The sequence below is a fragment of the Vibrio sagamiensis NBRC 104589 genome (genome assembly GCF_007990935.1).
GTDB classification, from domain to species: domain Bacteria; phylum Pseudomonadota; class Gammaproteobacteria; order Enterobacterales; family Vibrionaceae; genus Vibrio; species Vibrio sagamiensis.
In genome coordinates, this window is the sequence record NZ_BJXJ01000006.1 from 99,411 (window position 1) to 125,063 (window position 25,653).

At 42.4% G+C, this 25,653-nt stretch carries 18 protein-coding genes; 14 read left to right on the plus strand and 4 right to left on the minus strand.

The window, feature by feature from the left end:
* Nucleotides 1-3,975 carry a non-ribosomal peptide synthetase gene (locus tag VSA01S_RS04505; protein ID WP_039979230.1) on the plus strand — a complete coding sequence of 1,325 codons (3,975 nt, stop codon included), beginning with the start codon at nt 1-3 and terminating at the stop codon, nt 3,973-3,975.
* Nucleotides 3,976-4,200: 225 nt separating this feature from the next.
* On the opposite strand, the gene VSA01S_RS04510 is transcribed toward VSA01S_RS04505, so the two are convergent.
* Entirely contained in the window at nt 4,201-4,935 is a 735-nt protein-coding gene (locus VSA01S_RS04510; protein WP_227739595.1) for a 4'-phosphopantetheinyl transferase family protein, read from the minus strand.
* 120 nt (nt 4,936-5,055) lie between these two features.
* Here VSA01S_RS04510 and VSA01S_RS04515 point away from each other — a divergent pair, with 120 nt between their 5' ends.
* Both VSA01S_RS04515 and VSA01S_RS04520 read left to right on the plus strand, forming a co-directional pair.
* Nucleotides 5,056-7,005, plus strand: a complete 1,950-nt coding sequence (locus VSA01S_RS04515) for a TonB-dependent receptor domain-containing protein (RefSeq protein WP_443098116.1) — start codon at nt 5,056-5,058, stop codon at nt 7,003-7,005.
* A gap of 197 nt (nt 7,006-7,202) precedes the next feature.
* A complete protein-coding gene (locus tag VSA01S_RS04520; protein WP_039979229.1) occupies nt 7,203-8,399 on the plus strand; it encodes a DEAD/DEAH box helicase in 1,197 nt (398 codons plus the stop codon).
* 92 nt (nt 8,400-8,491) lie between these two features.
* Here VSA01S_RS04520 and VSA01S_RS04525 read toward each other — a convergent pair whose 3' ends face one another.
* Together VSA01S_RS04525 and VSA01S_RS04530 are read right to left on the minus strand one after the other, a co-directional pair.
* On the minus strand, nt 8,492-8,941 hold the full coding sequence (locus VSA01S_RS04525) for a hypothetical protein (RefSeq protein ID WP_039979228.1): 450 nt from the start codon (nt 8,939-8,941) through the stop codon (nt 8,492-8,494).
* Nucleotides 8,942-8,950: 9 nt separating this feature from the next.
* Complete coding sequence (locus VSA01S_RS04530) at nt 8,951-10,627, minus strand: LruC domain-containing protein (RefSeq protein ID WP_050567257.1); 1,677 nt, start codon at nt 10,625-10,627, stop codon at nt 8,951-8,953.
* A 563-nt stretch (nt 10,628-11,190) separates the two neighbouring features.
* Between VSA01S_RS04530 and VSA01S_RS04535 the strand changes: the two genes are divergently transcribed.
* The 10 genes from VSA01S_RS04535 to VSA01S_RS04580 all read left to right on the plus strand — a co-directional run bounded on the left by VSA01S_RS04535 (nt 11,191) and on the right by VSA01S_RS04580 (nt 24,320).
* Nucleotides 11,191-11,853, plus strand: coding sequence for a potassium channel family protein (locus VSA01S_RS04535; RefSeq protein WP_039979227.1), 663 nt, complete (start codon nt 11,191-11,193; stop codon nt 11,851-11,853).
* Nucleotides 11,850-13,217, plus strand: a complete 1,368-nt coding sequence (locus tag VSA01S_RS04540) for a TrkH family potassium uptake protein (RefSeq protein WP_039979226.1) — start codon at nt 11,850-11,852, stop codon at nt 13,215-13,217. Before VSA01S_RS04535 ends, VSA01S_RS04540 begins: the two co-directional genes overlap by 4 nt.
* 94 nt (nt 13,218-13,311) lie before the next feature.
* Complete coding sequence (locus VSA01S_RS04545) at nt 13,312-14,781, plus strand: protein adenylyltransferase SelO (RefSeq protein WP_039979225.1); 1,470 nt, start codon at nt 13,312-13,314, stop codon at nt 14,779-14,781.
* A 521-nt stretch (nt 14,782-15,302) separates the two neighbouring features.
* Nucleotides 15,303-16,610 carry a trigger factor gene (gene tig, locus VSA01S_RS04550; protein ID WP_039979224.1) on the plus strand — a complete coding sequence of 436 codons (1,308 nt, stop codon included), beginning with the start codon at nt 15,303-15,305 and terminating at the stop codon, nt 16,608-16,610.
* 104 nt (nt 16,611-16,714) lie between these two features.
* Nucleotides 16,715-17,341 (plus strand): ATP-dependent Clp endopeptidase proteolytic subunit ClpP, encoded by a 627-nt coding sequence (clpP, locus tag VSA01S_RS04555; protein ID WP_021711194.1) that lies wholly within the window; start codon nt 16,715-16,717, stop codon nt 17,339-17,341.
* 71 nt (nt 17,342-17,412) lie between these two features.
* Nucleotides 17,413-18,693, plus strand: coding sequence for an ATP-dependent protease ATP-binding subunit ClpX (clpX, locus tag VSA01S_RS04560; protein WP_039979223.1), 1,281 nt, complete (start codon nt 17,413-17,415; stop codon nt 18,691-18,693).
* A 134-nt stretch (nt 18,694-18,827) separates the two neighbouring features.
* Nucleotides 18,828-21,179: an endopeptidase La gene (gene lon, locus VSA01S_RS04565; RefSeq protein ID WP_039979222.1), complete on the plus strand. Its 2,352-nt coding sequence runs from the start codon at nt 18,828-18,830 to the stop codon at nt 21,177-21,179.
* Between the two features lie 206 nt (nt 21,180-21,385).
* A complete protein-coding gene (locus VSA01S_RS04570; protein WP_039979221.1) occupies nt 21,386-21,658 on the plus strand; it encodes an HU family DNA-binding protein in 273 nt (90 codons plus the stop codon).
* A gap of 257 nt (nt 21,659-21,915) precedes the next feature.
* Nucleotides 21,916-23,775: a peptidylprolyl isomerase gene (ppiD, locus tag VSA01S_RS04575; protein ID WP_039979220.1), complete on the plus strand. Its 1,860-nt coding sequence runs from the start codon at nt 21,916-21,918 to the stop codon at nt 23,773-23,775.
* A 239-nt stretch (nt 23,776-24,014) separates the two neighbouring features.
* On the plus strand, nt 24,015-24,320 hold the full coding sequence (locus VSA01S_RS04580; protein ID WP_039979219.1) for a ComEA family DNA-binding protein: 306 nt from the start codon (nt 24,015-24,017) through the stop codon (nt 24,318-24,320).
* A 112-nt stretch (nt 24,321-24,432) separates the two neighbouring features.
* On the opposite strand, the gene rrtA is transcribed toward VSA01S_RS04580, so the two are convergent.
* A complete protein-coding gene (rrtA, locus tag VSA01S_RS04585; protein ID WP_039979218.1) occupies nt 24,433-24,984 on the minus strand; it encodes a rhombosortase in 552 nt (183 codons plus the stop codon).
* 3 nt (nt 24,985-24,987) lie between these two features.
* Here rrtA and VSA01S_RS04590 point away from each other — a divergent pair, with 3 nt between their 5' ends.
* The gene (locus VSA01S_RS04590; protein WP_039979217.1) at nt 24,988-25,602 is read left to right on the plus strand and encodes a tRNA-uridine aminocarboxypropyltransferase; all 615 of its coding nucleotides are present in this window, start codon (nt 24,988-24,990) and stop codon (nt 25,600-25,602) included.
* The last annotated feature ends 51 nt before the right edge of the window (nt 25,603-25,653 follow it).

Here is a 25,653-nt window from a genome sequence, read left to right on the forward strand (position 1 = left end):
ATGTCTGTTGTTCAAACTCAGAATAAAATGTTATTACCTTTGACCGATGCCCAATCTGGTATTTGGTTTGCTCAACATCGTGTTCCAAATAATCCTGTTTATACGACGGGAGAATATCTTGTTATCTCTGGCGACTTCAATGAGCCTTGTTTTGTTGAAGCAATGACGGTTGCTATTAACGAAGCGGATACCTTACATGCTCAATTTATTATGTTACGCAACGAGCCACACTTATATATTGAGCATCAAGCTTGGCAAGTTCAAAAGGTGAATATGTCCAAGCAAGACGCACCTCATCAGGCTGCGTTAGATTGGATGAATAAAGCATTAGCAAAGTCGATTGATTTGGAAAAGGGGCCGTTATTTTCGACGGCAATACTCACGCTGTCAGAGCAAGAGCGTATTTGGTTTTTGTCTGCGCATCATATTGTGATTGACGGCTACAGCATGTCATTACTGATGTCACGTGTCGCACATATTTATAATCGTCTGTTAGCTGGCCAGCCATTTGAAAGCATTACTTATGCGAGCCAACAAGCCATGCTCGAAGAAGACCAGAAATATAAAGCCTCACAACAATATCAGTCCGATCGCGACTTTTATTTACATCACTATGCCCAGATGCCCGAAAGCGTTTCGTTAGCTGGTAAACCTTCAGCTATGGCTGAGCACTTTTTTAGAGTAAAAGGTGAGCTGGACGTTCAAAGTACAGCTCAACTGCATTGCGCGGCGCAGCATAGTGAGACAACTTGGCCTTGTGTTCTGTTGGCAGCCATTGCCACTTATATACATCGCATGACGAATGCGAAGGAAGTGGTGCTAGGTGTACCATTGATGGGGAGATTAGGTTCTGTCGCTATTCAAACGCCAGCAATGCGGGTCAATATATTGCCAGTAAGAGTTCAGTTTGAGCCCAACATGGAGACAAGTGATCTGATTCAGCAAGTAAGTCATGAGTTTTCACTTGTTCGACAGCATCAACATTACCGTTATGAGCATTTGCATCGAGAGCTTAACTTAGTCAAAGACAAACGTAATTTGTTTGGTCCGTTGGTTAATATCATGCCTTTTACTCATCAGCCTAAATTGGGTGAGTCAACGACGCAGTTACGCAACTTGTCTGCAGGGCCCGTTGAAGACCTCTCGGTGTATTGTTATCAATCTGGTGACACCTTGCATCTGGATATGGATGCCAATCCAGAACTTTACTCTGAGTCTGAAGTGCAGCAACATCATCGTCGATTGAAGCACTTTATGGGCCACTTTTTTACTAGTGCTCAGTCAACCTTACCGAGCAGAATCGCGGATATCGATCTTTTTCTGCCTGGAGAATACGATAAAATCACTCAAACGTGGAATGAGACGTTTCATGATATTCCAGACACGACACTTTCGGCATTAATGGCTCGACAAAGGATCGTAACGCCGAATGCAACTGCGCTGATTTTTGACGATACTAAACTGAGCTACGAGCAATTAGGGCGCAAAGTGTACTCTTTGACTCAATGGCTTATCGGACAAGGTATTGATCTTGGGGATCGTATTGCAGTTTGTGTACCGAGAAGTGAGGAGTTGATTGTCGTTCAACAAGCCATTTTGGCCGCTGGAGCGGTTTATGTCCCAATTGACCCTGATTATCCATCAGCTCGCATTCGCTTCATGCTTTCATCTTCAGCACCTAGAAGGGTTTTCACCACGTCAGCTTTGATCAGTAAACTGCCATCAGAAAGTGAATTAACCTTGGTCGATGATGAATTATTGCCTTGGATATATCAAAATGTTGAGCCGCTGCCTCCTCAAGTCACTCCTTTACCCAAATCTCCTGCATATATTATTTATACATCAGGTTCGACGGGGCAGCCCAAAGGTGTCGTGATCAGCCATGATGCGATCGTCAATCGTTTATTGTGGATGCAGGCACAGTATCCAATTGATGCCCATGACCGTGTCTTGCAGAAAACCCCATCTGGATTTGATGTATCTGTTTGGGAATTCTTTTGGCCAATGATGGTTGGAGCATGTTTGGTTGTAGCTAAGCCTGCTGGGCATAAAGATCCCATTTACTTGCAAGAAGTGATTGAAAAGCATCAAATTACCACTTTGCATTTTGTGCCATCGATGCTGCAATTGTTTGTTCAATACGTAAAGAATCAACAAGGAAATGCTCAACGGTCAGGTGGCCACCAAATACATCATCAACACTGTGCCAGTCTGCGTCAGGTCTTTTGTAGTGGTGAAGCTTTGCCGAGCGAATTAGTACAAGAGTATTCGACTTGCTTTGATGCTCCCCTTGAGAACTTATATGGCCCAACAGAAGCTGCGATTGATGTAACCTATTGGCACTGCCAAGCCAACTCAGCTGAACAGTCGGTACCGATTGGCCGACCAGTCTGGAATACACAAATTTATATTTTGGATGATGAACTTAAGCCTGTTCCTCCGGGCGTGGTTGGTCATTTACACATTGCAGGGCGTCAATTAGCGTTGGGTTACCATGGCCAACCCCAACTGACGGCAGAACGCTTTATTGATAATCCTTTTGGTTCGTCAGGGAGCCGGATGTATATGTCAGGAGACCTTGCTCGTTGGCGTTCCGATGGTGCGATTGAATATTGTGGGCGCAGTGATTTTCAGGTCAAGATACGAGGTCTACGGATTGAACTGGAAGAGATCGAGAGTGCGTTGAATCAACACCCTAGTGTCGCGCAATCTGTCGTATTGGCGCAAGAGTATCGAGATAATGACAAACGTTTGGTCGCCTATATTTTACCTACATCCAAGCAGAATACAGACACTCAAGAACTCATCAACTCTCTTTCCAGCTTGTTACCGAGTTATATGATACCAAGTTATTTTGTGCCGCTTGAAACATGGCCACTAACGGCAAACGGTAAATTAGATCGTCAAGCATTGCCTAAGCCAGATTTATCTGAGCAAGTTGGGTCACAAGGGCCAACTTGCTTAGTTGAGGAAAGATTATGCAAACTATTTGCGGACCTACTTGACCTGCCTAGCGTAGGAGTGACGGATAACTTTTTTGCCTTAGGGGGACATTCCCTTCTTGCCGCGAAGTTAAGTTCTCAAATCAAAGAATATCTGGGGTATGATCTCCCGCTAGCGACGATTTTTGCTTCACCGACGGTGGCCGGTATAGCTGCTAATTTGGTGGGTAATGACAAGGAGCAAGCCTTGAATATTGTCTTACCGTTGCGGAGCCATCAACAAAATCCAGCTCTGTTTTGTGTTCACCCGGCAGGTGGCTTGGCTTGGTGCTATGCCTCATTGACTGCAACCATTTCAGTGAATGTACCGCTGTATGGTATACAAGCGCGTAACTTCTCTAATTCTTCAGCAGCATTGCCCAGAACCATTACGGAAATGGCGCAAGAATATGTTGATGCCATTCGTGAAATTCAGCCAACTGGACCCTATCATCTTGTCGGATGGTCGATTGGAGGGATGTTAGTGCATAGAATGGCAGGCTTGATACAACAACAAGGGCAAGAGGTTGGGTTAGTCGCAATGATGGATGCTTACCCAGCTGAGCAATGGCAACAGATGCACGTTCAAGGCGATGAACAAGCAATGGAAGCGCTGATCAGAATGGCTGGGATAGAATATGATCCAATAGCGCATGCTGATCTCAACCGAAGCGAAGTGATTGACGTTCTGCAAAACGCAGGGTCTTCGATGGCCAACTTTAGCGCTGATATTCTCTCTACTGTGGTGGATGTGGTGATCAATAACCGTGAGCTTGCACGAGAAGAAGTTGATTACCAATACTGTGGTGATGTGCTGTTTTTTAATGCGCAAAAGTTACCGCAAGAAAAGGTACTGAACTTTACAGGCTGGGATAAATATAACCATGGAGATTTTAAAGTCATTGATATTGCGTGTTTACATCGAGATATGGTGCGTCCAGATATCCTGCAGCAAATAGGTGAGCATATTCAATCAGAGCTTGCGAAGTTTTAAGCTTTTGTAAAAGATTGGAAGGCTTGTTTAATCCGTCAATTTGACGTTGGGAGTGGCGTTTTTGCCACTCTCAATCGCAAGCTTTATCAAGTACCCCCAATCATTATTTGCTAAAAACAGTGGTTGCATAAAGCAGTTGTTTTATAAAACAGTGGCAGCAAAAGCCAGTTGTAGGAAAAACCATCTCGAAAGACTAACTGACATTGGGTTGGTGCTTCGCTGATATTATGTGCAGATCGGGGTATCTGGACATGATGACTGGATAAAAAAGCACAATGAAAACACGTAGTCTTGATTAAAAATATAATGACCTTGAAATTCAAGAGGCGGTAGTTTGGCCAACAGAGAATCTCTGTTGGCGCCAATAAGCTCTACGGTGAATTGGCCTGAGGTATTATCATCTGGTTGCAATGAAATTTGAGCATCTAAAAAATCAAAATAGACCTGCACAAATGGATAAAAGCATTTAAAAACACTCTCTTTAATACTAAATATCAAGGCGCTCGGTAGATGAGTATCTTGATTGAGTACCTGCTGTTCTAAGTGGGTATAGACAACCGACTTTAACTCTTCTGCCAGTGGTACTCTGCGTTCGATATCGATACCGAGACTGGCAATATGATATTTATCAGCGCAAGCCGCCAAACAAAGTTCTTCCGTATGACTGATGCTGCCGGATATGTTTTTGGGGAAAAGAGGCTCTCTGTTACTACCGATCAAAATAGGAGCGTCAATGTAGTTTGGGCGAAGTGTTCTCATTGCTGCACGGGCGGCGTGGCGACCCGCTCTGAATTCGTGTTGACGCTTAGGTACAGCGTTAGCAATTAACACTTCTTCTTGGCTAAAACCGAGCTGTTGATACATCTCTGTTGTGGCTTTAACCAGACAAATTCCCGTCTTTAGCTGGTTTAGGTTTTGATTTAAGGTACTGAAAATGTGATCAAAATTATTCTTTTCCAAGATATTATCTCTAAAAGTCATCGAATGTAACAGTTGCTAATGATAATGATTGTCATTTCTTTTTGTTTTTACTAAATTTGAGTCGCTTGATTTATTTATAAAATAGAATAAGGACATTTAGTGAAACTCACAACGCAAAAATCGATGTTTATGCCTAGTGCCATGAGTGGCGTTCTACTGATGATTTGGGCCGATCAAGTTCTCGCCAAAGAGCAAACTTTACCACAGATGGAACGTATGGTAGTAACGGCTTCTTTAACTGAGCATACCGAGTTAACCGCTCCCGCATCTGTCTCGGTGATCACCGCAGAAAATATTGCAAAAATGCCAGTAAAAGATCTCTCGGAGGCGATTCGAAGTAGCGTTGGAGTCAACATTCTAAGTGGTTCATCTTATGGACGTAACTCTATTCGTATTCGTGGGCTTGATTCGAAGCATACGCTCATTTTGATTAATGGGCGGCGTATTAACTCTCAAGATGCATTGATTCGTGGTAATAACTTTGATTTATCGAGTGTACCAATGTCGGCGATAGAACGGATTGAAGTCGTTCGGGGCCCTGTCTCCTCTTTGTATGGTTCAGAAGCGATGGGAGGTGTCGTTAATGTTATTTTAAAACCAGCGAACGATGTTTTATCAGGCTCTGCTGGGCTTGAGTATGAGAATATACTTGAAGGGACAGGGGGAGATGGCGCGAAAGGGCACCTTTATGTAAGTGGTGAATTAACAGAAGGTATGGCAACGAGTGTGATTATAGAAGGTTCGACACGTGATCCTTGGCAGACAGCAGAAAGCCCTAAATATGATGCACTAGAAGATAAAGAAACAAAGAATGTCTTTGGTGAACTGAATTGGCAATTGACCCCAGAACAAAAATTGATTGCTGACATGATGTACACCAATGATGAACGTGAAGCTGATTGGAAACACCCTTCAAACGTTAATACTCAGACAAATAAGCAGACATCGACCCGTTGGAATTATGGATTAACCCATGAAGGAGCTTGGGATACCGTTGATACCCAAGCGCGTTTGTACGGTGAAGTGATGAACTTGAACGATGCGAGTACCGCATACAAGAATGGGGCGGCAGACGTGAAATTGACCAGTAATACGCTCGATTTTAAGGTATCAGGGTTATGGTCACAAACCCATGAATGGGTTTTTGGTGGAGAGTACCGACAATCTGAGCTGAATAATGACCGAGACTTGCTGTCGGGCAGTATCGATAGTTCTCAAGGTGCTGTATTTCTCCAAGGTCAATTCCAGCTTGGTAACTTATCTCTGACTCTGGGCGGTCGAGAAGACTTCCATGAATCATTTGGCAGCCATTTTAGTCCTCGTGCGTATGCAGTTTACAGTGTCACAGATGATTTTGTGCTTAAAGGTGGCGCTGGTGGAGGTTTCAATGCCCCGACTCAGCTCCAAAGTAATGAGCAAGTGAGAGTGATCAGTTGTGGTAATCGTTGCTGGCTGATGGGCAGCGAGGACCTCAAGCCTGAAACCTCCGTCAGTTATGAGCTTGGTGCGGCCTATGATATCGCTTCAGTGGGCCTTGGGCTGACTTACTATTATACCGATATTGAAAATAAAATTGCGCAAGATCGTTCGCGTAAGGTTGCTACATTGAATGAAATGGAAGTCTATACCTACAAAAATATTGGTAAAGCAGTCATAAAAGGGGTTGAGCTTGAGGGGTGGTTTGATATTAGTGAGACAATAACGCTTTCTGGTAACTACACGTACACGGACGCTAAAGATAAAAAATCTGGAAAAACTTTGCAGCGGACGCCTGAACATTTAGCCAACTTTGATTTTAACTGGGAAGTAGTTAACTCTGTGACCTTGTTTGCTCGCGTTAATTATATTGGTGATCAAGTCGTGAGCGTTAATAGAAAAGATAAGTGGGTCGATGGTTATACCTTGGCGGGTATTGGTGCGGCCTATGATGATGCACAATGGAATTTTAAGGTCGGTTTCAGCAATTTGTTTGATGCTGACCTGGGAGAGGATTACGGTTATACAGAAAAGGGACAAAGCATTTACTTTAACGCAACTTATTCATTTTAGTGCCTAGTCCATGCTAATTTTTTCCTAAGCAATATTAAGGCGTTTGAAGTTGCATGGCTGTGCCATTTTAGATGGCTCAGTCACTTCCCACCACGCAGTAAGAAGAGAATTAGGTATATTCTTGCATGAATAAGGTTCTGTTACCGAGCCTATATTTTGATACACTACGCCCCCATTTCTCTTGTTGAGCCATCTCTATGTCATTTTCTAAACTTGGTCTAAGTTCCCCAATTACCGATGCGGTTAAGGCGTTAGGTTATGATAAACCAACGTCTATCCAACAGAAAGCAGTGCCCATTGTATTACGAGGCAAAAACCTGATTGCGGCTGCACAGACGGGAACTGGTAAAACAGCCAGTTTTGTATTGCCTATTTTGGAAAAGCTCAATCAAGCGGAGACCAAGCGCAGAAAACGAGCACGAGCGATCATTTTAACGCCGACGCGTGAATTAGCACTGCAAGTACATCAGAGTATTGAATCGTATGGTAAAAACCTTGCCCTGCGCTCGATAGCGATATTCGGTGGTGTTGATTATGCCCCGCAAAAGCAAGCATTAATCGATGGTGTGGATATTGTCGTAAGTACACCGGGACGATTGATCGATCTGTATGGTCAGCGAGCGATTCACTTTGACGAAGTGGAGATGTTAGTTCTCGATGAAGCGGATAAAATGCTCGACATGGGCTTCATTGATGCGATCGATAAAATCGTTGATTGTATGCCAGAAGATATCCAAAGCTTACTGTTTTCGGCGACTCTCTCAAACCCAGTACGAGATTTGGCTAAAAATGTCATTATTGATCCTGAAGAAATCACGATAAGCAAAAACAGTGCTTCAAAAGCCAATATCAAACAGTGGATCACGACTGTCGATAAAGATATGAAGTCGTCTTTACTCAGCTACTTACTCAACAATAATGATTGGTCACAAGTCTTGGTGTTCATTGAAACCAAGCATGGCGCTGCAAAATTAGTCACTCAGCTAGAAAAACGTGGCATCGTTGCTGAAGCGTTCCATAGTGGTCGTAATCAAAGGGTACGTCAGGAACTGATTGAAAAGTTTAAGGCGGGCCAGTTGCAATACCTGATTGCCACAGGCGTTGCTGCGAGAGGCATCGATATCAATGGCCTCCCTGTTGTGATTAATTATGATTTGCCTTACCCAGCAGATGAATACGTGCACCGCATCGGACGTACGGGACGTGCTGGGGCCCAAGGAGAAGCGATTTCATTAGTCTCTAAAGATGACTTCAAAAACTTATGCATGATAGAAAGCCGCCTTGGACATTTGCTTGAGCGTGTTGAAATTGAGGAATTTTTACCACGAAAACCAGTGCCTACCTCCATCCTCAATTATGTCCCCAAGAATAAGAGAAAAATCCGCCCTGAGTAAGGAATTGTTTGCTGAAGATGAGCAGATAAATAAAAATTCCGGACGTTAAAATACCTTCGAATTCAGCGTGCTCTATTAAAAGTGCGATCTGTTTAAAAGGTAATGTGGTAATGATCGCTCGCTTGGTTTAAAGGGATTGCCAAAGTTAGCTCTGACTGATAAACGCTCATTGGGACCCAGTGAATATAGAGGCTTGACCAGTTACTATTGACTTCTATTTCAACGACCTGATCCTGTTCAGGGTAAATGGTTGTGATTCTGGATGTCGGGTCACCAATGACTAAGCCTTCTGAACTGACATGCGCTGCTTTATAATAGACATGAAATGCTCCCTTACCCTGAACACTATATTCAACTGAGAGTGTAATTTTCTTACTTGAATTAAATGAGAAATCTCGCTCAGCAATAATTTGGGATGTTTGGGCTGGTTTCGGAGATTGTGCAACTGGAGGTGCGCTTCTCTCGACAGAATTTTCTTGCCCCCCACAAGCAACTATTCCGAGTACAGCCAACATTAACAGTGAAGCTATGACGTATCTCATTTGCTTCTCCTAAGGGTTGGCCTGAATGGTTTTATTGTTGTCAGGGGACTGATACCAATTAGAGTGGGTTGAGCCACTGCTGGTAACCCAGATCGGGAAATTAGGGTAAGCAAGGCTGATATCAATATATTCAATGGGGTGATCCCAGTTATCTCGAATATTAATTACCCATGGCATGTTATTATCACTTAAAAACCACTCTAAACCGTACGAATTATCGTCATAAGTATTGAAGAAGGTACCATTCATTATGCTCGTCCCAGGAAACTCTTTGAGATGAGTTTGCCAGCTTTTACCCGGTGGAGTATCGGTAAATGGCCCATGATGGGTATGTGGTTTAGCAAATATAAATGGGTCAAAAGGAGCCTGACCAATGAGAGCCTTTGAAATCGGAGTTTTAAATTCAACTGATAACTCAAAAGTTAGTTGGTTGGCGGGTTGTTGAGCTAGGCAGTTGACTTGTGTTCGGTAATAATTACACGTCTCAGTCAATAAACCTAGTTCATCAAGATCTGTAATTAAATCTTCAGCAATGACAAGTATCACTTCGCTGCTTTCGGACTGAATTACCTCATAGCCAACGGCTACACCATTTTGAGTCACTGTAGCCGATGCAATATCTGAAATATGGATATTGGGCAAGTGAAGAGCAAATCCGTTAAAGTAACTTGCCCCCATAGATTGCAAGATATATGAAGCAGTAAAACGCTTGACGTCTCGGGATTCGTTTAATACTTCGGTTATCTGATAACGCCAAACAACATCATTGAAATCATAGTCTCCAAGTAATGGCCAATTATCTTCATAAGCGATAGTCGAGTAAGTATTAGCAGCAGGATACACTGTGGTGATTTCAACATCAGATACGACTTCATCTAAAGGCTCGAATTTCGTGCCTACGGTTCCGGTAGCATCCACGCCATCAATGGCATTAAATGGACTGATTTGCACGCCAAAAATAATATCATTGAAGTCATTATCACTTTGCGGTCGGTATATTGCCTCAAACCCCATTACGATCATTTCATGTTGTGGGTCGATAAACGCTACATTATGAGGTTTGAGTTCTGTAGTAGGTTCTGGATTTAAGTTAGGGTAGGTATAGAAAGGCACCCCCCAAAAGCCCATACTAGCGATGTTGTTGTAAGAGCCAAAGAATCCAAACCCATTTGGAATCAAAAAGAAGGCGATAGTCTGCCCCGGTTGCAATTCAATATTGAGATCAACAGTATCACCAAAGACCAGTTCGCCAGTCGGGATCTTCGAGATGTTTGGGAAAATGATGACGTGTTCACTTATATCATTTAATGAACTCGGTGGATTATTGGTATCGAATACAACATAACCGATTGAGTTTATAAAGCACGCACCTTCCGTTAGGAACGTTACTCTGGCAGTTGCATGAGAAGCGCCATTCAAATCGGCATCAATTGGAATACTTAATGATTTGCTAGGGTCAATAAAGCTCACATCCACAGGACTGCCTTCAGGCATTTTTGCATAAAACTTAGTCACAATGTCTTCAGAGATTTCATTAGAAATATTGTAGGTGCTGTTTGGTGTGCCCATTGGAGAGTAAGCAGAAGGGGCTTCTCCATTAACAAACGTTAAATCACCAGTGGTTAAGCCTAAAACCATGGGGTGAAATAAACACAGTAAAAGTGGAGGTAGCCAACGTGTTTTCATTATTGTCCCTTTTGTATTGTTGATAGGCACAAAGCAGTTTGACAATTATCTAAATGATCACCTTGCAAGAACAAGTGTAGTTCACGTGAAAGGTGTTTGTGAGAATGTTATTAATTGTTCATGGTGCAATATAAATACTCTTCTTCGTAAATTTTGCATCTTTGTACCCACAGTTTTATCCAAGCAATTTAGATGCCATATAAATTGTATGCTTCTTTGCTTGATATAAGGCCTTGCAATAAAAAAAATGAATTTGAGAATCAATCTGAGAATATTATTTGGAAAACAAATCTCTCAATAAAAATTATCACCTTTATCGTTAATCCAGCCCTCTTTAGTAACTTGGCTATATATTCTAAGATATACCCAAGTAAACCCAATATGCAGTGCTTAGCGAGATGGCCTTAGATTTGAGGCGCGGCAATGATTCTTAGATTACAGTGGTCCACATGGGGAATCGATATAGAAGTTCTTTAGTTATCTCAGTGAGTGAACTTGCCTTTGAGGCTAGACAATTGTGTCGACAGGTTGAAATGGATTGTATTTTGCATAAAGAGGTCTAAATGAAAACGAGTGATAAACAATTTGCAGTGATTGGTTTGGGGCGTTTTGGCTCTGCAGTGTGTAAAGAACTACATCAATCGGGTGCCCAGGTTCTGGCTATAGACATTAATGAAGAAAGAGTTAAGGAAGCGGCAAGTTTTGCCAGTCAAGCAGTGGTTGCAAATTGTGCCCATGAAGAGACCGTTGCAGAGCTCAAACTGGACGACTACGACATGGTGATGATCGCGATTGGCTCGGATGTTAACGCCAGTATTTTAGTAACACTAATTACCAAAGAAGCGGGAGTGAAGTCTGTTTGGGTCAAAGCTAATGATCGTTTCCAAGCTCGTGTGTTACAAAAAATTGGAGCTGACCATGTCATTATGCCTGAGCGAGATATGGGAGTTCGCGTTGCAAGAAAAATGCTCGATAAACGAGTTCTTGAGTTTCATCCTTTAGGAAGTGGCTTAGCCATGACAGAGTTTGTTATTGGCTCAAGTTGGATGGGAAAAGCATTGGGTGAATTAGCACTATGTAAAATTGAAGGTGTGCAGGTTCTTGGCTTTAAGCGTGGCCCAGAAATTACTAAAGCACCGGATCTTGGTATCGCTTTGGAAATTGGTGATCTAATTATCGTGGTTGGTCCACAAGATAAATTAGCGAGTAAATTAAATTCATTATGAAGCTTTTTCATCAAAAAGGTGTTTTCTACGCACCCGATAACAAAAAAGAAAGAGCCAAAGGCGGTGAGCCTCGGATTATTTTGCTGACTTTTCTTAGCGTGTTAATCCCTTCTGCCATCTTGCTGACTTTACCCATATTCTCTGTCACAGGCTTATCAATAACGGATGCCTTATTTACTGCGACGTCAGCAATTAGCGTGACGGGATTAGGTGTTGTCGATACGGGGCAGCATTTTACCTTGGCGGGTAAATTGTTACTGATGTGCTTGATGCAAATTGGAGGTTTAGGTCAAATGACCTTATCAGCCGTTCTACTCTATATGTTCGGCGTGCGATTGAGTTTGCGTCAGCAAGCGCTTGCAAAAGATGCCCTTGGTCAAGATCGCCAAGTTAACTTGCGTCGTCTAGTCAAAAGAATCGTGATCTTTGCTTTAGTCGCTGAAATTATTGGCTTTTTAATATTAGCTTTCCGTTGGGTGCCAGAAATGGGTTGGCAAGCGGGGCTTTTTTATGCGTTATTTCATGCTATCTCTGCGTTTAACAATGCAGGTTTTGCATTATTTTCAGATAGTATGATGAGTTTTGTTAATGACCCTTGGGTTATTATGACTCTAGCTGGATTGTTTATTTTTGGTGGGCTTGGCTTTACCGTGATTGGGGATGTTTGGTTACATTGGCGTCGAGGGTTTCATTTTTTTCATCTACACACCAAAATTATGCTGGTTGCGACACCGCTTCTGTTGGTATCGGGAACATTAATCTTTTGGTTATTGGAAAGGTATAATCCAAGTACATTTGAACCTTTGTCTGTGTCAGGTCAATGGCTGGCTGCTTTTTTTCAATCTGCCAGTGCTAGAACGGCAGGTTTTAACAGCGTTGATTTAGCGAATTTTACTCAGCCAGCGTTATTGATCATGATTGTTTTGATGTTAATTGGCGCAGGCTCGACCTCGACCGGTGGGGGAGTTAAGGTATCTACTTTTGCTGTGGCTTTTGTTGCAACCTGGGCTTTTCTGCGTCAAAAAAAGAATGTCGTTATTTTTAAACGTACGGTTAATTGGCCGACGGTGACAAAATCGCTTGCCATCATCGTGGTCAGTGGCGCGATCCTGACTAGCGCAATGTTCTTGTTAATGTTAACCGAGCAGGCCAAATTTGAAAAAGTGATGTTTGAAACGATTTCGGCTTTTGCAACCGTGGGGTTGACGACTGGTTTGACAGCGGAGTTATCTGAACCAGGAAAGTACATTATGATCGTAGTAATGGTTATCGGCCGTATTGGTCCATTAACCTTGGCTTACATGCTTGCACGCCCTGAACCAACCTTAATAAAATATCCTGAAGATAACGTTCTAACTGGCTGATTCTAATTGGGATTATAACCTTACATAATTTATGGCTGAGACTTGTTGCTAGAGCCGTATAATTCCAACTAACACTTTATGCTAAGGAATTACTATGCCTGTTTGGAAAGGTGGAACATTTTCATCAAGATTTGGCCAACTGCCGTCTGCATTTTTTACCAATGTTGACCCTCTACCTCTTGTAAATCAGAGCTGGGCGATTTGGAACAGCGAACTGGCTAAATTGTTTGGGTTACCTTCGATTCCTGACGATGAATTACTAAATGGACTGACTAGGCAGGACGTTAATACTCCCTTCAAACCTTTGGCGATGAAATACGCTGGCCATCAGTTTGGTACTTACAATCCGGACTTAGGGGATGGTCGGGGGCTCTTATTGGCAGAAATGCAACAGCAAGATGGGACATGGCATGATCTGCATCTCAAAGGAGCCGGCTTAACGCCTTATTCGCGAATGGGTGATGGCCGAGCAGTGCTGCGCTCGACAATACGTGAATACTTGTGCAGTGAGGCGATGGCGGGTCTCGGTATACCGACTACTAGAGGTCTTGGTCTTATTAGCAGTGACACTAATGTGTACCGTGAAAAAACAGAGTCTGGGGCACTCTTACTTCGAGTGGCGGAAACACATATTCGTTTTGGTCATTTTGAGCACTTCTTCTACACCAATCAGTTAGCTGAGCTCAAGCTTTTGGCAGATCGTGTCATTGAATGGTATTTTCCGGGTAGTAAACAAAAAGAACAGCCTTACTTGGATATGTTTGAACATATTGTAGAAAAAACGGCAATCATGATTGCATCTTGGCAAGCTTATGGCTTTGCCCATGGTGTAATGAATACGGATAACATGTCGATCTTAGGCCAAACTTTTGATTATGGCCCATTCGGTTTTCTTGACGATTATGACCCCACCTATATCTGTAATCACTCAGATTATCAAGGGCGTTATGCGTTCGATCAGCAACCAAGAGTCGCACTATGGAATTTGTCTGCTTTGGCTCATTCATTATCTCCTTTGGTTGAGAAACAAGACCTCGAGCAAGCTTTAAGCCGATTTGAGCCTAGGTTGAGCCAAGAGTTTAGCGCCTTAATGCGGGGGAAACTTGGGTTAAATTGTCGAGTTAAAAACGATAGCCAACTGTTTGGAGCGATGTTTGAGTTACTTCACCAAAATCATACCGACTATACGCGTTTCTTTCGTCAGCTTTCTTGTTTAGATGTTCAGTCCCCACAATCTGTCATTGATTTATTTGTTGACCGAGAGGCTGCAAAAGCTTGGATGGATATGTACTTAGCACGTTGTGAGTTAGAGCAAGACGATGAAGGCAACCCTGTACTTACTGCACAACGTTGTCAGCAAATGCGCCGAGTAAATCCAAAATATATCTTGCGCAACTACCTTGCTCAAATCGCGATAGATAAAGCGGAAGAAGGGGATTTTAGCGAAGTACAACGTTTAGCGAACCTCCTCAAACTGCCTTATGACGAGCAGGCTGAATTTGAACAATATGCCAACTTACCACCAGATTGGGGCAAGAAAATGGAGATAAGTTGCTCTTCTTAACTTGTTTGCTTTCTGCTTTGTTGTCTTCTGTGAATTCGACTTCAGTGACCCCGCTCTGAATCAGCGTCTGAGGTCACTTAGATATAAAGAAAACAAGAGCAAGATCTCTTTTTAGCCCTTTGAATAAAAAAAGTCAGCACTTGCCTTGAAATATGCTCAATTGTCCCCATTCTAGATATGCTAGTAATCACGAAGCTGTAAAAGCTTCGTGATTTCGTCAATTTTTGAGCAGCTATCTGGGAATTTAGAACAGACAATGTTCACATAGTGGTGATTGACTCGACAGTTTAGTGTCATACCGCTAGAATATCTCGTCTAAAAATTCTGCTCAGAGACTAATCGGAGACGGCTTTAACTCTATGGTTGAAGAGGTCGCTGATTAGTCCCATGTTGATATTCAGCATGAGTACTCAATTTTAAATTAGGTGTTCGAACAGAGCACTAAACAAGGATGAAGCGTGAACTCAAGCAGTCACGCTCATACGCTCGGAATACCGGGCCACTTTAGAGGTTTATATATAATGCAAGTTACTGTTGAAACGCTAGAAGGCCTAGAGCGCCGTCTAAACATTACTGTTCCAGCTGCAAACATTGAGGATGCTGTAACAGCTGAACTACGCAACATCGCTAAAAACCGTCGTTTCGATGGCTTCCGTAAAGGTAAAGTGCCTCTAAAAATGGTTGCTCAAATGTACGGTAAAGCAGTACGTCAAGACGTTCTAGGTGAAGTGATGCAACGCCACTTTATTGAAGCGATCGTGAAAGAGAAAATTAATCCAGCAGGCGCACCAACTTTTGCTCCTGTTGAGAACAAAGAAGGTTCAGATCTAGTGTTTAACGCAACTTTTGAAGTTTACCCAGAAGTTGAGCTAAAAGGTCTAGAAAACATTTCTGTAGAAAAGCCAACAACTGAAGTTAATGATGCTGACGTTGAAGAAATGATCGAAACGCTACGCAAACAGCAAGCGACTTGGTCTGAAGTTGAAGAAGCTGCTGAAGCAGGTAAACGCGTAAGCATTGATTTCGTTGGTTCTATCGACGGTGAAGAGTTTGAAGGCGGTAAAGCTGAGAACTTCCCATTAGAAATGGGCGCAGGTCGCATGATCCCTGGTTTCGAAGACGGTATCGAAGGTAAAACTAAAGGTATGGAATTCGATATCGATGTAAACTTCCCAGAAGATTACCACGCAGAAAACCTTAAAGGTAAAGCAGCTAAGTTTGCTATCAAAGTAAACAAAGTTGAAGCTCGCGAATTACCAGAACTAAACGAAGAATTCGTCGCTAAGTTCGGTGTTGCTGAAGGTGGTGTTGATGCACTTAAAGTTGAAGTGCGTAAGAACATGGATCGCGAACTGAAGCAAGCAATTAAGAACCGCATCAAAGAGCAAGCGATAGAAGGTCTAGTTGAGCAAAACGATATTGTTGTTCCTACTGCACTTATCGATCAAGAAATTGAAGTTCTTCGCAAGCAAGCCTCACAACGTTTCGGTGGTAATCCTGAAGCGGCGGCTCAACTTCCACGTGAATTGTTCGAAGAGCAAGCAAAACGCCGTGTTGTTGTTGGTCTTCTTCTAGGCGAAGTGATCAAGTCTGAAGAGTTGAAAGCTGACGATGAGAAAGTAAAAGCGCTTATCGAAGAAATGGCAACAGCGTACGAAGACCCAACTGAAGTTATTGCTTACTACGAGCAAAATGAACAGATGATGACCAATATGCGCAATGTTGCACTTGAAGAGCAAGCAATTGACGCTATTATTGCTAAAGCACAGGTTACTGAAAAAGCGGTTAGCTTTAACGAACTACTGAACCAGCAACAACCAGTAGCTTGATAAGCAATATATTGCGCAGAAGGTTGACTTAACGTCAATGATTCTGTTAACAATGGTCCGTGTGATAATCGTCATTCGGACCATTTATTTTAGGGACTAAGAATATGAGCTACCAAGAAAAAAATGCAATGTCGCCAATTGTTGACGCACTAGTACCAATGGTGGTAGAACAAACTTCTCGAGGAGAGCGTTCTTACGACATCTACTCTCGTTTACTTAAAGAACGAGTCATCTTTTTAACAGGTCAAGTGGAAGACCACATGGCAAACCTTGTCGTGGCTCAACTGCTTTTCCTAGAATCTGAAAACCCAGATAAAGATATTTTTCTCTACATCAACTCTCCGGGTGGTAGTGTGACTGCTGGCATGTCAATTTACGATACTATGCAATTTATCAAGCCCAATGTGAGTACAGTATGTATGGGGCAAGCTTGCTCTATGGGTGCATTTTTACTTGCTGGTGGTGCACCAGGCAAGCGTTACGTTCTACCAAACTCACGTGTTATGATTCACCAACCACTTGGCGGTTTCCAGGGGCAGGCTTCTGATATTCAAATTCATGCTCAAGAAATTTTGACCATCAAGCAGAAGCTCAATAAGTTGCTGGCAGAACATTGTGGTCAGCCTCTAGACACGATCGAACGTGATACAGATCGCGACAATTTTATGTCAGCGGATCAGGCAGTAGAATATGGTATTGTAGATGCAGTGTTGACCCATCGCGGTCAATGATTTAGCCAGCGCAATTTGGTTAAATTTGATATACACTCACTAATACAGAGTAAAGGCTAAGAGGTTAGCGAATGACAGATAAAAGCAAAGAAAGTGGTAACAGCAAATTGCTGTATTGCTCTTTCTGCGGCAAAAGTCAGCACGAAGTTCGCAAGCTAATCGCAGGTCCATCAGTTTACATATGCGACGAATGTGTCGATTTGTGTAACGATATCATTCGAGAAGAAATTAAGGATGTTCTCCCTAAGAAAGAATCTGAAGCGCTACCTGCGCCTAAACAGATCCGTGAACACCTTGATGATTATGTTATTGGACAAGATTACGCGAAAAAAGTGCTCGCTGTTGCGGTATATAACCACTATAAGCGTTTACGCAATGGTGATACAACAAGCGAGGGTGTTGAATTAGGCAAGAGCAATATTTTACTTATTGGCCCTACGGGTAGTGGTAAAACGTTACTTGCAGAGACGCTCGCTCGATTCTTGGATGTGCCATTTACGATGGCAGATGCAACGACACTGACTGAAGCAGGTTACGTTGGTGAAGATGTTGAAAATATCATCCAAAAACTTCTGCAGAAATGTGATTACGACGTAGCGAAGGCTGAACGTGGTATTGTTTACATTGATGAAATCGACAAGATTTCACGTAAAGCAGAGAATCCATCTATCACACGAGATGTATCGGGTGAAGGTGTACAACAAGCACTGCTCAAATTAATCGAAGGTACTGTGGCTGCTGTTCCTCCACAAGGTGGACGTAAGCACCCGCAACAAGAATTCCTACAAGTGGACACGTCTAAGATTCTGTTCATCTGTGGTGGTGCATTTGCTGGACTTGATAAAGTCATTGAGCAGCGCGTTACTACCGGAACAGGTATTGGATTTGGCGCGGAAGTACGTTCAAAAAATGAAACGAAAACAGTTGGTGAACTATTTACTCAGGTGGAGCCGGAAGATCTAGTTAAATACGGTTTGATACCTGAATTCATTGGCCGTTTGCCTGTTACGACCACGTTGACAGAGCTTGATGAAGAAGCGTTGATTCAGATCCTGTGTGAGCCTAAAAACGCATTAACTAAGCAATATGCGGCTCTTTTTGATCTTGAAGGTGCAGAGCTTGAGTTCCGCGAAGACGCGCTTCGTGCAATTGCTAAGAAAGCGATGGAACGTAAAACAGGTGCTCGTGGACTTCGTTCAATTCTTGAAGCCGTGTTACTGGAAACAATGTATGAATTACCTTCAGTAACAGATGTGAGCAAAGTAGTAATTGATGAGTCTGTTATCAATGGTGAATCTGAACCTTTGCTGATTTACAGTAACGCAGATAACCAAGCGGCAGTCGCTGAATAAAGTTTTTGATATAAAAAATAAAAAGGAGGTAAGTAATTACCTCCTTTTTTATTTCTCTTATTGAATCCAACTAATTAAGCCCCATATACTTCATTAAGTAAGACGTTAATCGTGAAAGCGGAAGAGAGAATTATATGAACTTGGAACGTTCCGAACGTATCGAGATCCCGGTACTACCTCTACGTGATGTAGTGGTTTACCCACACATGGTTATTCCATTGTTTGTTGGTCGTGAGAAGTCGATTAGCTGTCTAGAAACAGCAATGGAAACTAATAAACAAGTTCTGCTTGTGGCACAAAAGCAAGCTGATACTGATGAACCTACCACGGATGATTTATTTACAGTAGGCACTGTTGCTACTATCCTTCAGCTTCTAAAGCTGCCTGATGGTACTGTAAAAGTACTTGTTGAAGGTCAACAAAGAGCGAAGATCACGCAGTTTAAAGAAAGTGAATTTTTCCTTGCTGAAGCTGAGTATGTTGCTACGCCTGAGTTAGATGAACGTGAGCAAGAGGTGATTGTTCGCAGTGCGATCAACCAATTTGAAGGTTTTATTAAGCTTAATAAAAAAATTCCACCAGAAGTGCTGACTTCATTAGGTGGTATTGACGAAGCGGCTCGCTTGGCTGATACCATTGCTGCACATATGCCACTTAAACTGGTTGATAAGCAGCAAGTACTTGAAATTTTTGACGTTACAGAGCGTTTAGAGTTTCTAATGGGTCAGATGGAGTCCGAAATCGATTTGCTTCAAGTTGAAAAACGCATCCGTGGACGCGTGAAGAAGCAAATGGAAAAATCTCAGCGCGAGTATTATCTGAATGAGCAAATGAAAGCTATTCAGAAAGAGCTAGGAGAGATGGAAGATGCTCCGGATGAATTTGAGACTCTGAAACAAAAAATTGATGAGTCGAAAATGCCAGAAGATGCTCGCCATAAAACAGAGCAAGAACTGCAAAAGCTAAAAATGATGTCACCTATGTCGGCAGAAGCGACAGTGGTACGTAGTTATATTGATTGGATGGTCAGTGTGCCATGGAACAAGCGTTCTAAGGTGAAGAAGAACCTTGCCAAAGCGGAAGAAATCCTTAACGAAGACCACTATGGCCTTGAGCGTGTCAAAGAACGAATACTTGAGTACCTTGCGGTACAAAATCGAGTGAATAAACTCAAAGGGCCAATACTCTGTCTTGTGGGGCCCCCTGGTGTTGGTAAAACATCACTTGGCCGTTCTATTGCTGCAGCAACAGGCCGCAAATACACTCGTATGGCGCTTGGTGGAGTGCGAGACGAAGCAGAGATTCGTGGTCACCGAAGAACTTATATTGGCTCTTTGCCTGGTAAACTTATCCAAAAAATGTCCAAAGTTGGTGTGAAAAACCCTCTATTTTTGCTGGATGAGATTGATAAAATGTCTTCAGATATGCGTGGTGATCCATCTTCCGCATTACTTGAAGTGTTAGATCCAGAGCAAAACAATGCCTTTAACGATCACTATCTCGAAGTCGATTATGATCTCTCAGACGTTATGTTTGTGGCTACATCAAACTCAATGGATATTCCGGGGCCGTTATTAGACCGTATGGAAGTGATTCGCCTGTCTGGCTATACAGAAGATGAAAAGCTAAATATTGCCAAGCGCCATCTTGTGGATAAACAAGTAAAGCGTAATGGTCTAAAGCCAAATGAAATTACAATCGAAGACTCGGCTATTATTGGCATTATTCGCTACTACACAAGAGAAGCGGGTGTACGTAACCTAGAGCGTGAAATATCTAAGATCTGTCGTAAAGCAGTGAAAAATATCTTACTTGATAATAGTTTGAAATCGGTGACGGTTGCTATGGATAACTTGAAAGAGTACCTAGGTGTGCAGCGTCATGATTTTGGTAAAGCGGATGAAAGCAATCGTATCGGTCAGGTCACAGGCTTAGCTTGGACTCAAGTAGGTGGAGACTTGTTAACGATTGAAGCAGAAGCAATGCCAGGCAAAGGTAAACTCACACAAACGGGTTCACTTGGCGATGTGATGAAAGAGTCTATTCAAGCTGCGATGACGGTTGTGCGCTCACGTGCAGATAAGTTAGGTATTAATACTGACTTTCATGAAAAACGTGATATTCATGTCCATGTTCCTGAAGGTGCGACACCAAAAGATGGCCCAAGTGCCGGTATTGCGATGTGTACTGCACTTGTTTCGAGTTTAACAGGAAACCCTGTTAAAGCTGAAGTGGGAATGACGGGTGAAATCACATTGCGTGGTGAAGTGTTGCCAATAGGTGGTCTGAAAGAAAAGCTTCTAGCAGCGCATCGTGGTGGCATCAAAACGGTATTAATCCCAAAAGATAATGAGCGTGACTTAGAGGAGATACCCGATAATGTCATTGCAGACCTGCAAGTAATCCCAGTACAGTGGATTGATGAGGTACTTAAAGTTGCTTTGGAACGAAACCCAATGGGTGTTGAGTTTGAACCACAAAAATAGTGATGCGTAGCAAAAATAAGTAAAACTTTACGCTGATAAGCCTAAAAAGGCTTGTCAGCGTTTTTTTTGAAAGCTAATTTATGCTCGGTAGTGCCCACCATACTTAGTGGTAAGGGTTTGAGCTCAATTTATTGTATTCGACGAAATTGCAATGGTACGAAGGTCATCAAAAAGCATAACCATAGGTGACGGAAAGGGGAAACATCGTGAATAAAACTCAACTGGTAGAACAAATTGCTGAAAATGCGGATATTTCTAAAGCTTCAGCGAGTCGTGCTTTAGACGCATTTATCGAAGCTGTGACAGGCACACTGCAATCGGGCGAACAAGTTGCTCTTGTTGGTTTCGGTACATTCAGTGTTCGTCCTCGTGCTGCTCGCACCGGCCGTAACCCTAAAACAGGTGAAGCGATTCAAATTGCAGAAGCTAAGGTTCCTTCTTTTAAAGCAGGTAAAGCACTTAAAGACGCTTGTAATTAATCACAATGGTGGCTTTTTGTCGGAATGAGTGAACCTTATTGTCTAGGCATCGCCAAAGAAAAAGCAGATTCGTTTGCTGATAGATGATGCGCTTCTTGATACAAATGGCCAGTGCTGGGCATAAATGACAAAACTTAAAGCCAAACTGAATTAAAATATGCGCATCTTACTGATGCGCATTTCTTTTTCTGATACTATTGTAGTAATACATTTTCTATTGGAAGCCAAGAGCTTCAATTTTGGAGAGCCGTTTAATTATGATGGATCGACTACGCGAAGGCGTAAATAGCATCGCAGTCAAAATAATCCTTGGAGTTATCATTCTATCTTTCGTTTTTGCTGGTGTAGGTAGTTACATTGTTAGCGGTAGCAGCAATGCTGCGGCGAAAGTGGGTAACACAGAGATTGCTCGTGGTGAGTTTGAAATGGCTTACCAAAATGAACGTAACCGAATGCAATCACAGCTGGGAGACTACTTCTCGCAAATGTTGGCTAACCCTGAATACGTCGAATCTTTGCGTAAGTCAGTATTGGATCGTTTGATCAATAATGTTTTACTTGATCAACAAGCGGAAGCACTTGGACTACGAATTAGTGATCAACAGGTCAGGGATGTAATACTTGAACTTCCAGAATTTCAAGTTAGCGGTAAGTTTGACCAAGCGGTTTACCAAGCTACGTTACGTAGAGCGGGTTATTCACCTGATTCATTTGCTGAGTATATGCGTCGTGAACTTGTCCGTGAGCAATTAGTTAGTGCATTACAAGCAAGTGATTTTGCACTGCCGGGTGAAGTTCAAGCTGAAGGTAAGCTTTATACACAAACTCGTGATATCCGTACGATAACCATCGATTTAGCAAAATACGCAAAAGATGTTAAGTTAACGGATGAAGAGATTCAGACTTTCTATGCCGAGAACCCACAGAAGTTTACTCGTCCAGAGCAAGTTAAAGTTTCTTACATTGAATTGTCAGCGGCGGCATTGAAAAAGCAAATCAATGTTTCTGATGAAGACGTGAAACAGTACTACGATGAGAACCTCGACAAGTACTCGACGGAAGAACAGCGTCGTGTTGCTCATATTCTTATTGAAGGCGAAGACGAAGCAAAAGCTCAAGGAATCTTGGATGAGCTGAACGCTGGTGCTGATTTTGCTACTTTAGCGAAAGAGAAGTCGAATGACTTTGGCAGTGCTGAAAACGGCGGTGATCTTGGCTTCATTGAGCGTGATGTGATGGATCCTAAATTTGAAGAAGCAGCATTTGCTCTTCAACAAGTGGGAGAGACATCTGGTCTTGTCAAATCAGACTTCGGTTTCCACATCATCAAGCTAGAAGAATTAAAGGATTCAGTAACCAAACCTTACTCTGAAGTTGAGACCGAGATTAAACAAGAGCTCATCGACCAGCAAGCGATTGATCAATTCTATGAGTTACAAGGTAAGCTGGAAACCGTTGCTTTTGAGTTCCCAGATTCTCTAGAAGATGCTTCAAAAGAAGTTGGACAAACAGTACAAACGACTGACTTTATTTCTGAAGTGAATGCGCCTGAGCTACTGAAATCACCTGCGGTCATGCAAGCGATTATGAGTCCAGAAGTTAAAGAAGATGGTCTCAACTCAGAAGCTATCGAAGTATCACCAGAGCACATTGTTGTTGTTCGAGTGGAAGATGTTCGTCCTGAAACAGTTTTACCTCTTGAAGAAGTGAAAGCGCAGGTTGTTGCCGATCTATCTCGTGATAAAGCGGAAAAAGAAGCAGCGGCATTGGCAACTAAAGTTGTTGATGGTCTTAAACAAGGTGATGAAGCCGTACTCGCAGCCAATAAACTGGCTTTCGGAGACATTGAATCAGTTGATCGTCGTGCACCTTTAGCACAAGCGGTATTTGCCATGCCGAAGCCTGTTGACGGTAAGCCAGTTTACGGTCAAACGAAAGATATGACGGGTAACGTTGTTATTATCCAGCTTGATGAAGTGAAAGCAAAACTAGACACTGCTCTAGAAGAGCAAGTGGCAATACAAATGCAACGTACTTCTTCTCAACAAGATCTATCCTCAATCATCAATGCGTTACGTGGAAATACAGACATTGTTTACTACGCTGTGAGCAACTAGTCATTAACTATGTAATTAAGATGTTTAATAAGACGGGCCGCATTCGCGGCCCGTTTCATTTCTATCTCAAATCACTTTTACCTTTAGTAAGGTGTACTTAGAGTAATCTTTGTCATTTATGCAGGTTTTTATGCCTTTCTCTTTCTTAGATTGGCCGAAACATAGATTGAAGATGACATGAACAGGAAATATTTTAATTCAATGACTTATAGTCAACTACTCAAAGGAAGCTTTTTGAAATGAAATGGATATTAATGGCATGCGTAGCCTTCTTTTCATCAATGGGACTTGCTGCTGAAAGCGAAGGTAATTCGACAGCGCCTAATAATGGTAAGTACGAAGGTATTGAGATTACCGTAAATGTAAATACAGCATCTGCGGAAGAAATTGCCACTCTATTAAAAGGTATTGGTGAAAAGAAAGCTCAGGAGATTGTTGATTATCGCAATGAGTTTGGGCCTTTTAAAGCTGCAGCGGATCTGACCAATGTGAAAGGTATCGGTGCAGCGACGATCAAGAAAAACGAAGGGCGAATCCTTCTTTAATCTTTGTCTATTATAGATAGACTTGATGAGTAACATACCCAAGGGTACTTTAAAGCCTCTTTCATGGGAGCTTTATAGGGGCTTGGGTATTTTTTCTTTTAACCAATACTTTTTAACCAAAAATATGGCGGCGTGTGACTTTTTCTAGCAAAGCCATACCCAATCCACCCATCGCACCGGATAAGTGCGCCTCAATAGCCACATCAGCACTGATGAGTTCGGTGGTACTGACTGACGGGCCAAAGCATTGTTCCCATGCCACTTTGGCAATGAGTGCTCCAACTAGAAAAATACTGCTTTTTCTACCAGCAAACACTTCTTTTAACGCCCAGTAACCAAATAATCCGTGTAGAACCCCTGATAAGCCAACATAGATAGATAAAGTGGTGAACAAATTAAAAAATCCAACAATGGCACAAAGCGTGATGAAAGCTATGGTAAAATTACGCGAGGTTGGCCGAAAGAAAAACGCAATTACCCAAAGTGCAGCGATGTTTACTGCCAAGTGGGCGAGGTTGGTATGGGTGAGGTTTCCTGTTACGATTCGCCACCACTCTCCATGATGGATGTGATCAAGGTGCCATTCACTCCAGCTTGTCATGGGTTCAAATTGCAGTATTAAGCAGATAACGCTGAGTAGGCTCAGCACAATATAAAGGCTCACTTAATGTCTCGTTATTGTTCTCAATGTGGCAAATCACATAAGTCGTGTATTTGTCAGTGGATTGTCCCCCTTGCTAATCAGGTGGAACTTATCATTCTTCAGCATATCAGTGAAGAAAACCGGCCACTTGGTACCGCAAGGATCTTAAACCTAAGTTTAAATCATTGTACCTGCATAGTGGGAGAAGATTTTTCTGATGATTCGGTGCTGAACGTGTTATTAGCAGACTCGGATTATCAGCATATGATTTTATACCCATCGGAAAGATCAATTTGCCTCTCGCAATGGAATCAAACGAAAAAGACAGCAAACAAAAAAGTGCGCTTAATCTTATTAGATGGCACATGGAAGAAAGCCTATAAAATGTGGCAGCTTTCAACCAATTTACATTCCATTCCGACGGTTGGGTTGCCTGTTGATTTGAAAGGCCATTATACGATTCGTAAAGCACCGACAGAAAATAGTCTTTCTACCGTAGAGGCGGGCTATCATGCATTGTGTCTGCTTGAGCCTAATCAGGATTTTTCGCCATTAATGAATGCCTTCGAAAAAATGATTGAATTTCAAATCTCTCAAATGCCACCAGGTGTTTTTGAGCGTAATTATCTCAAAGGTTAACGTTATTTGTTAACGATTCTCCAATGTAGAACCAAGATATCTTCGAATCAT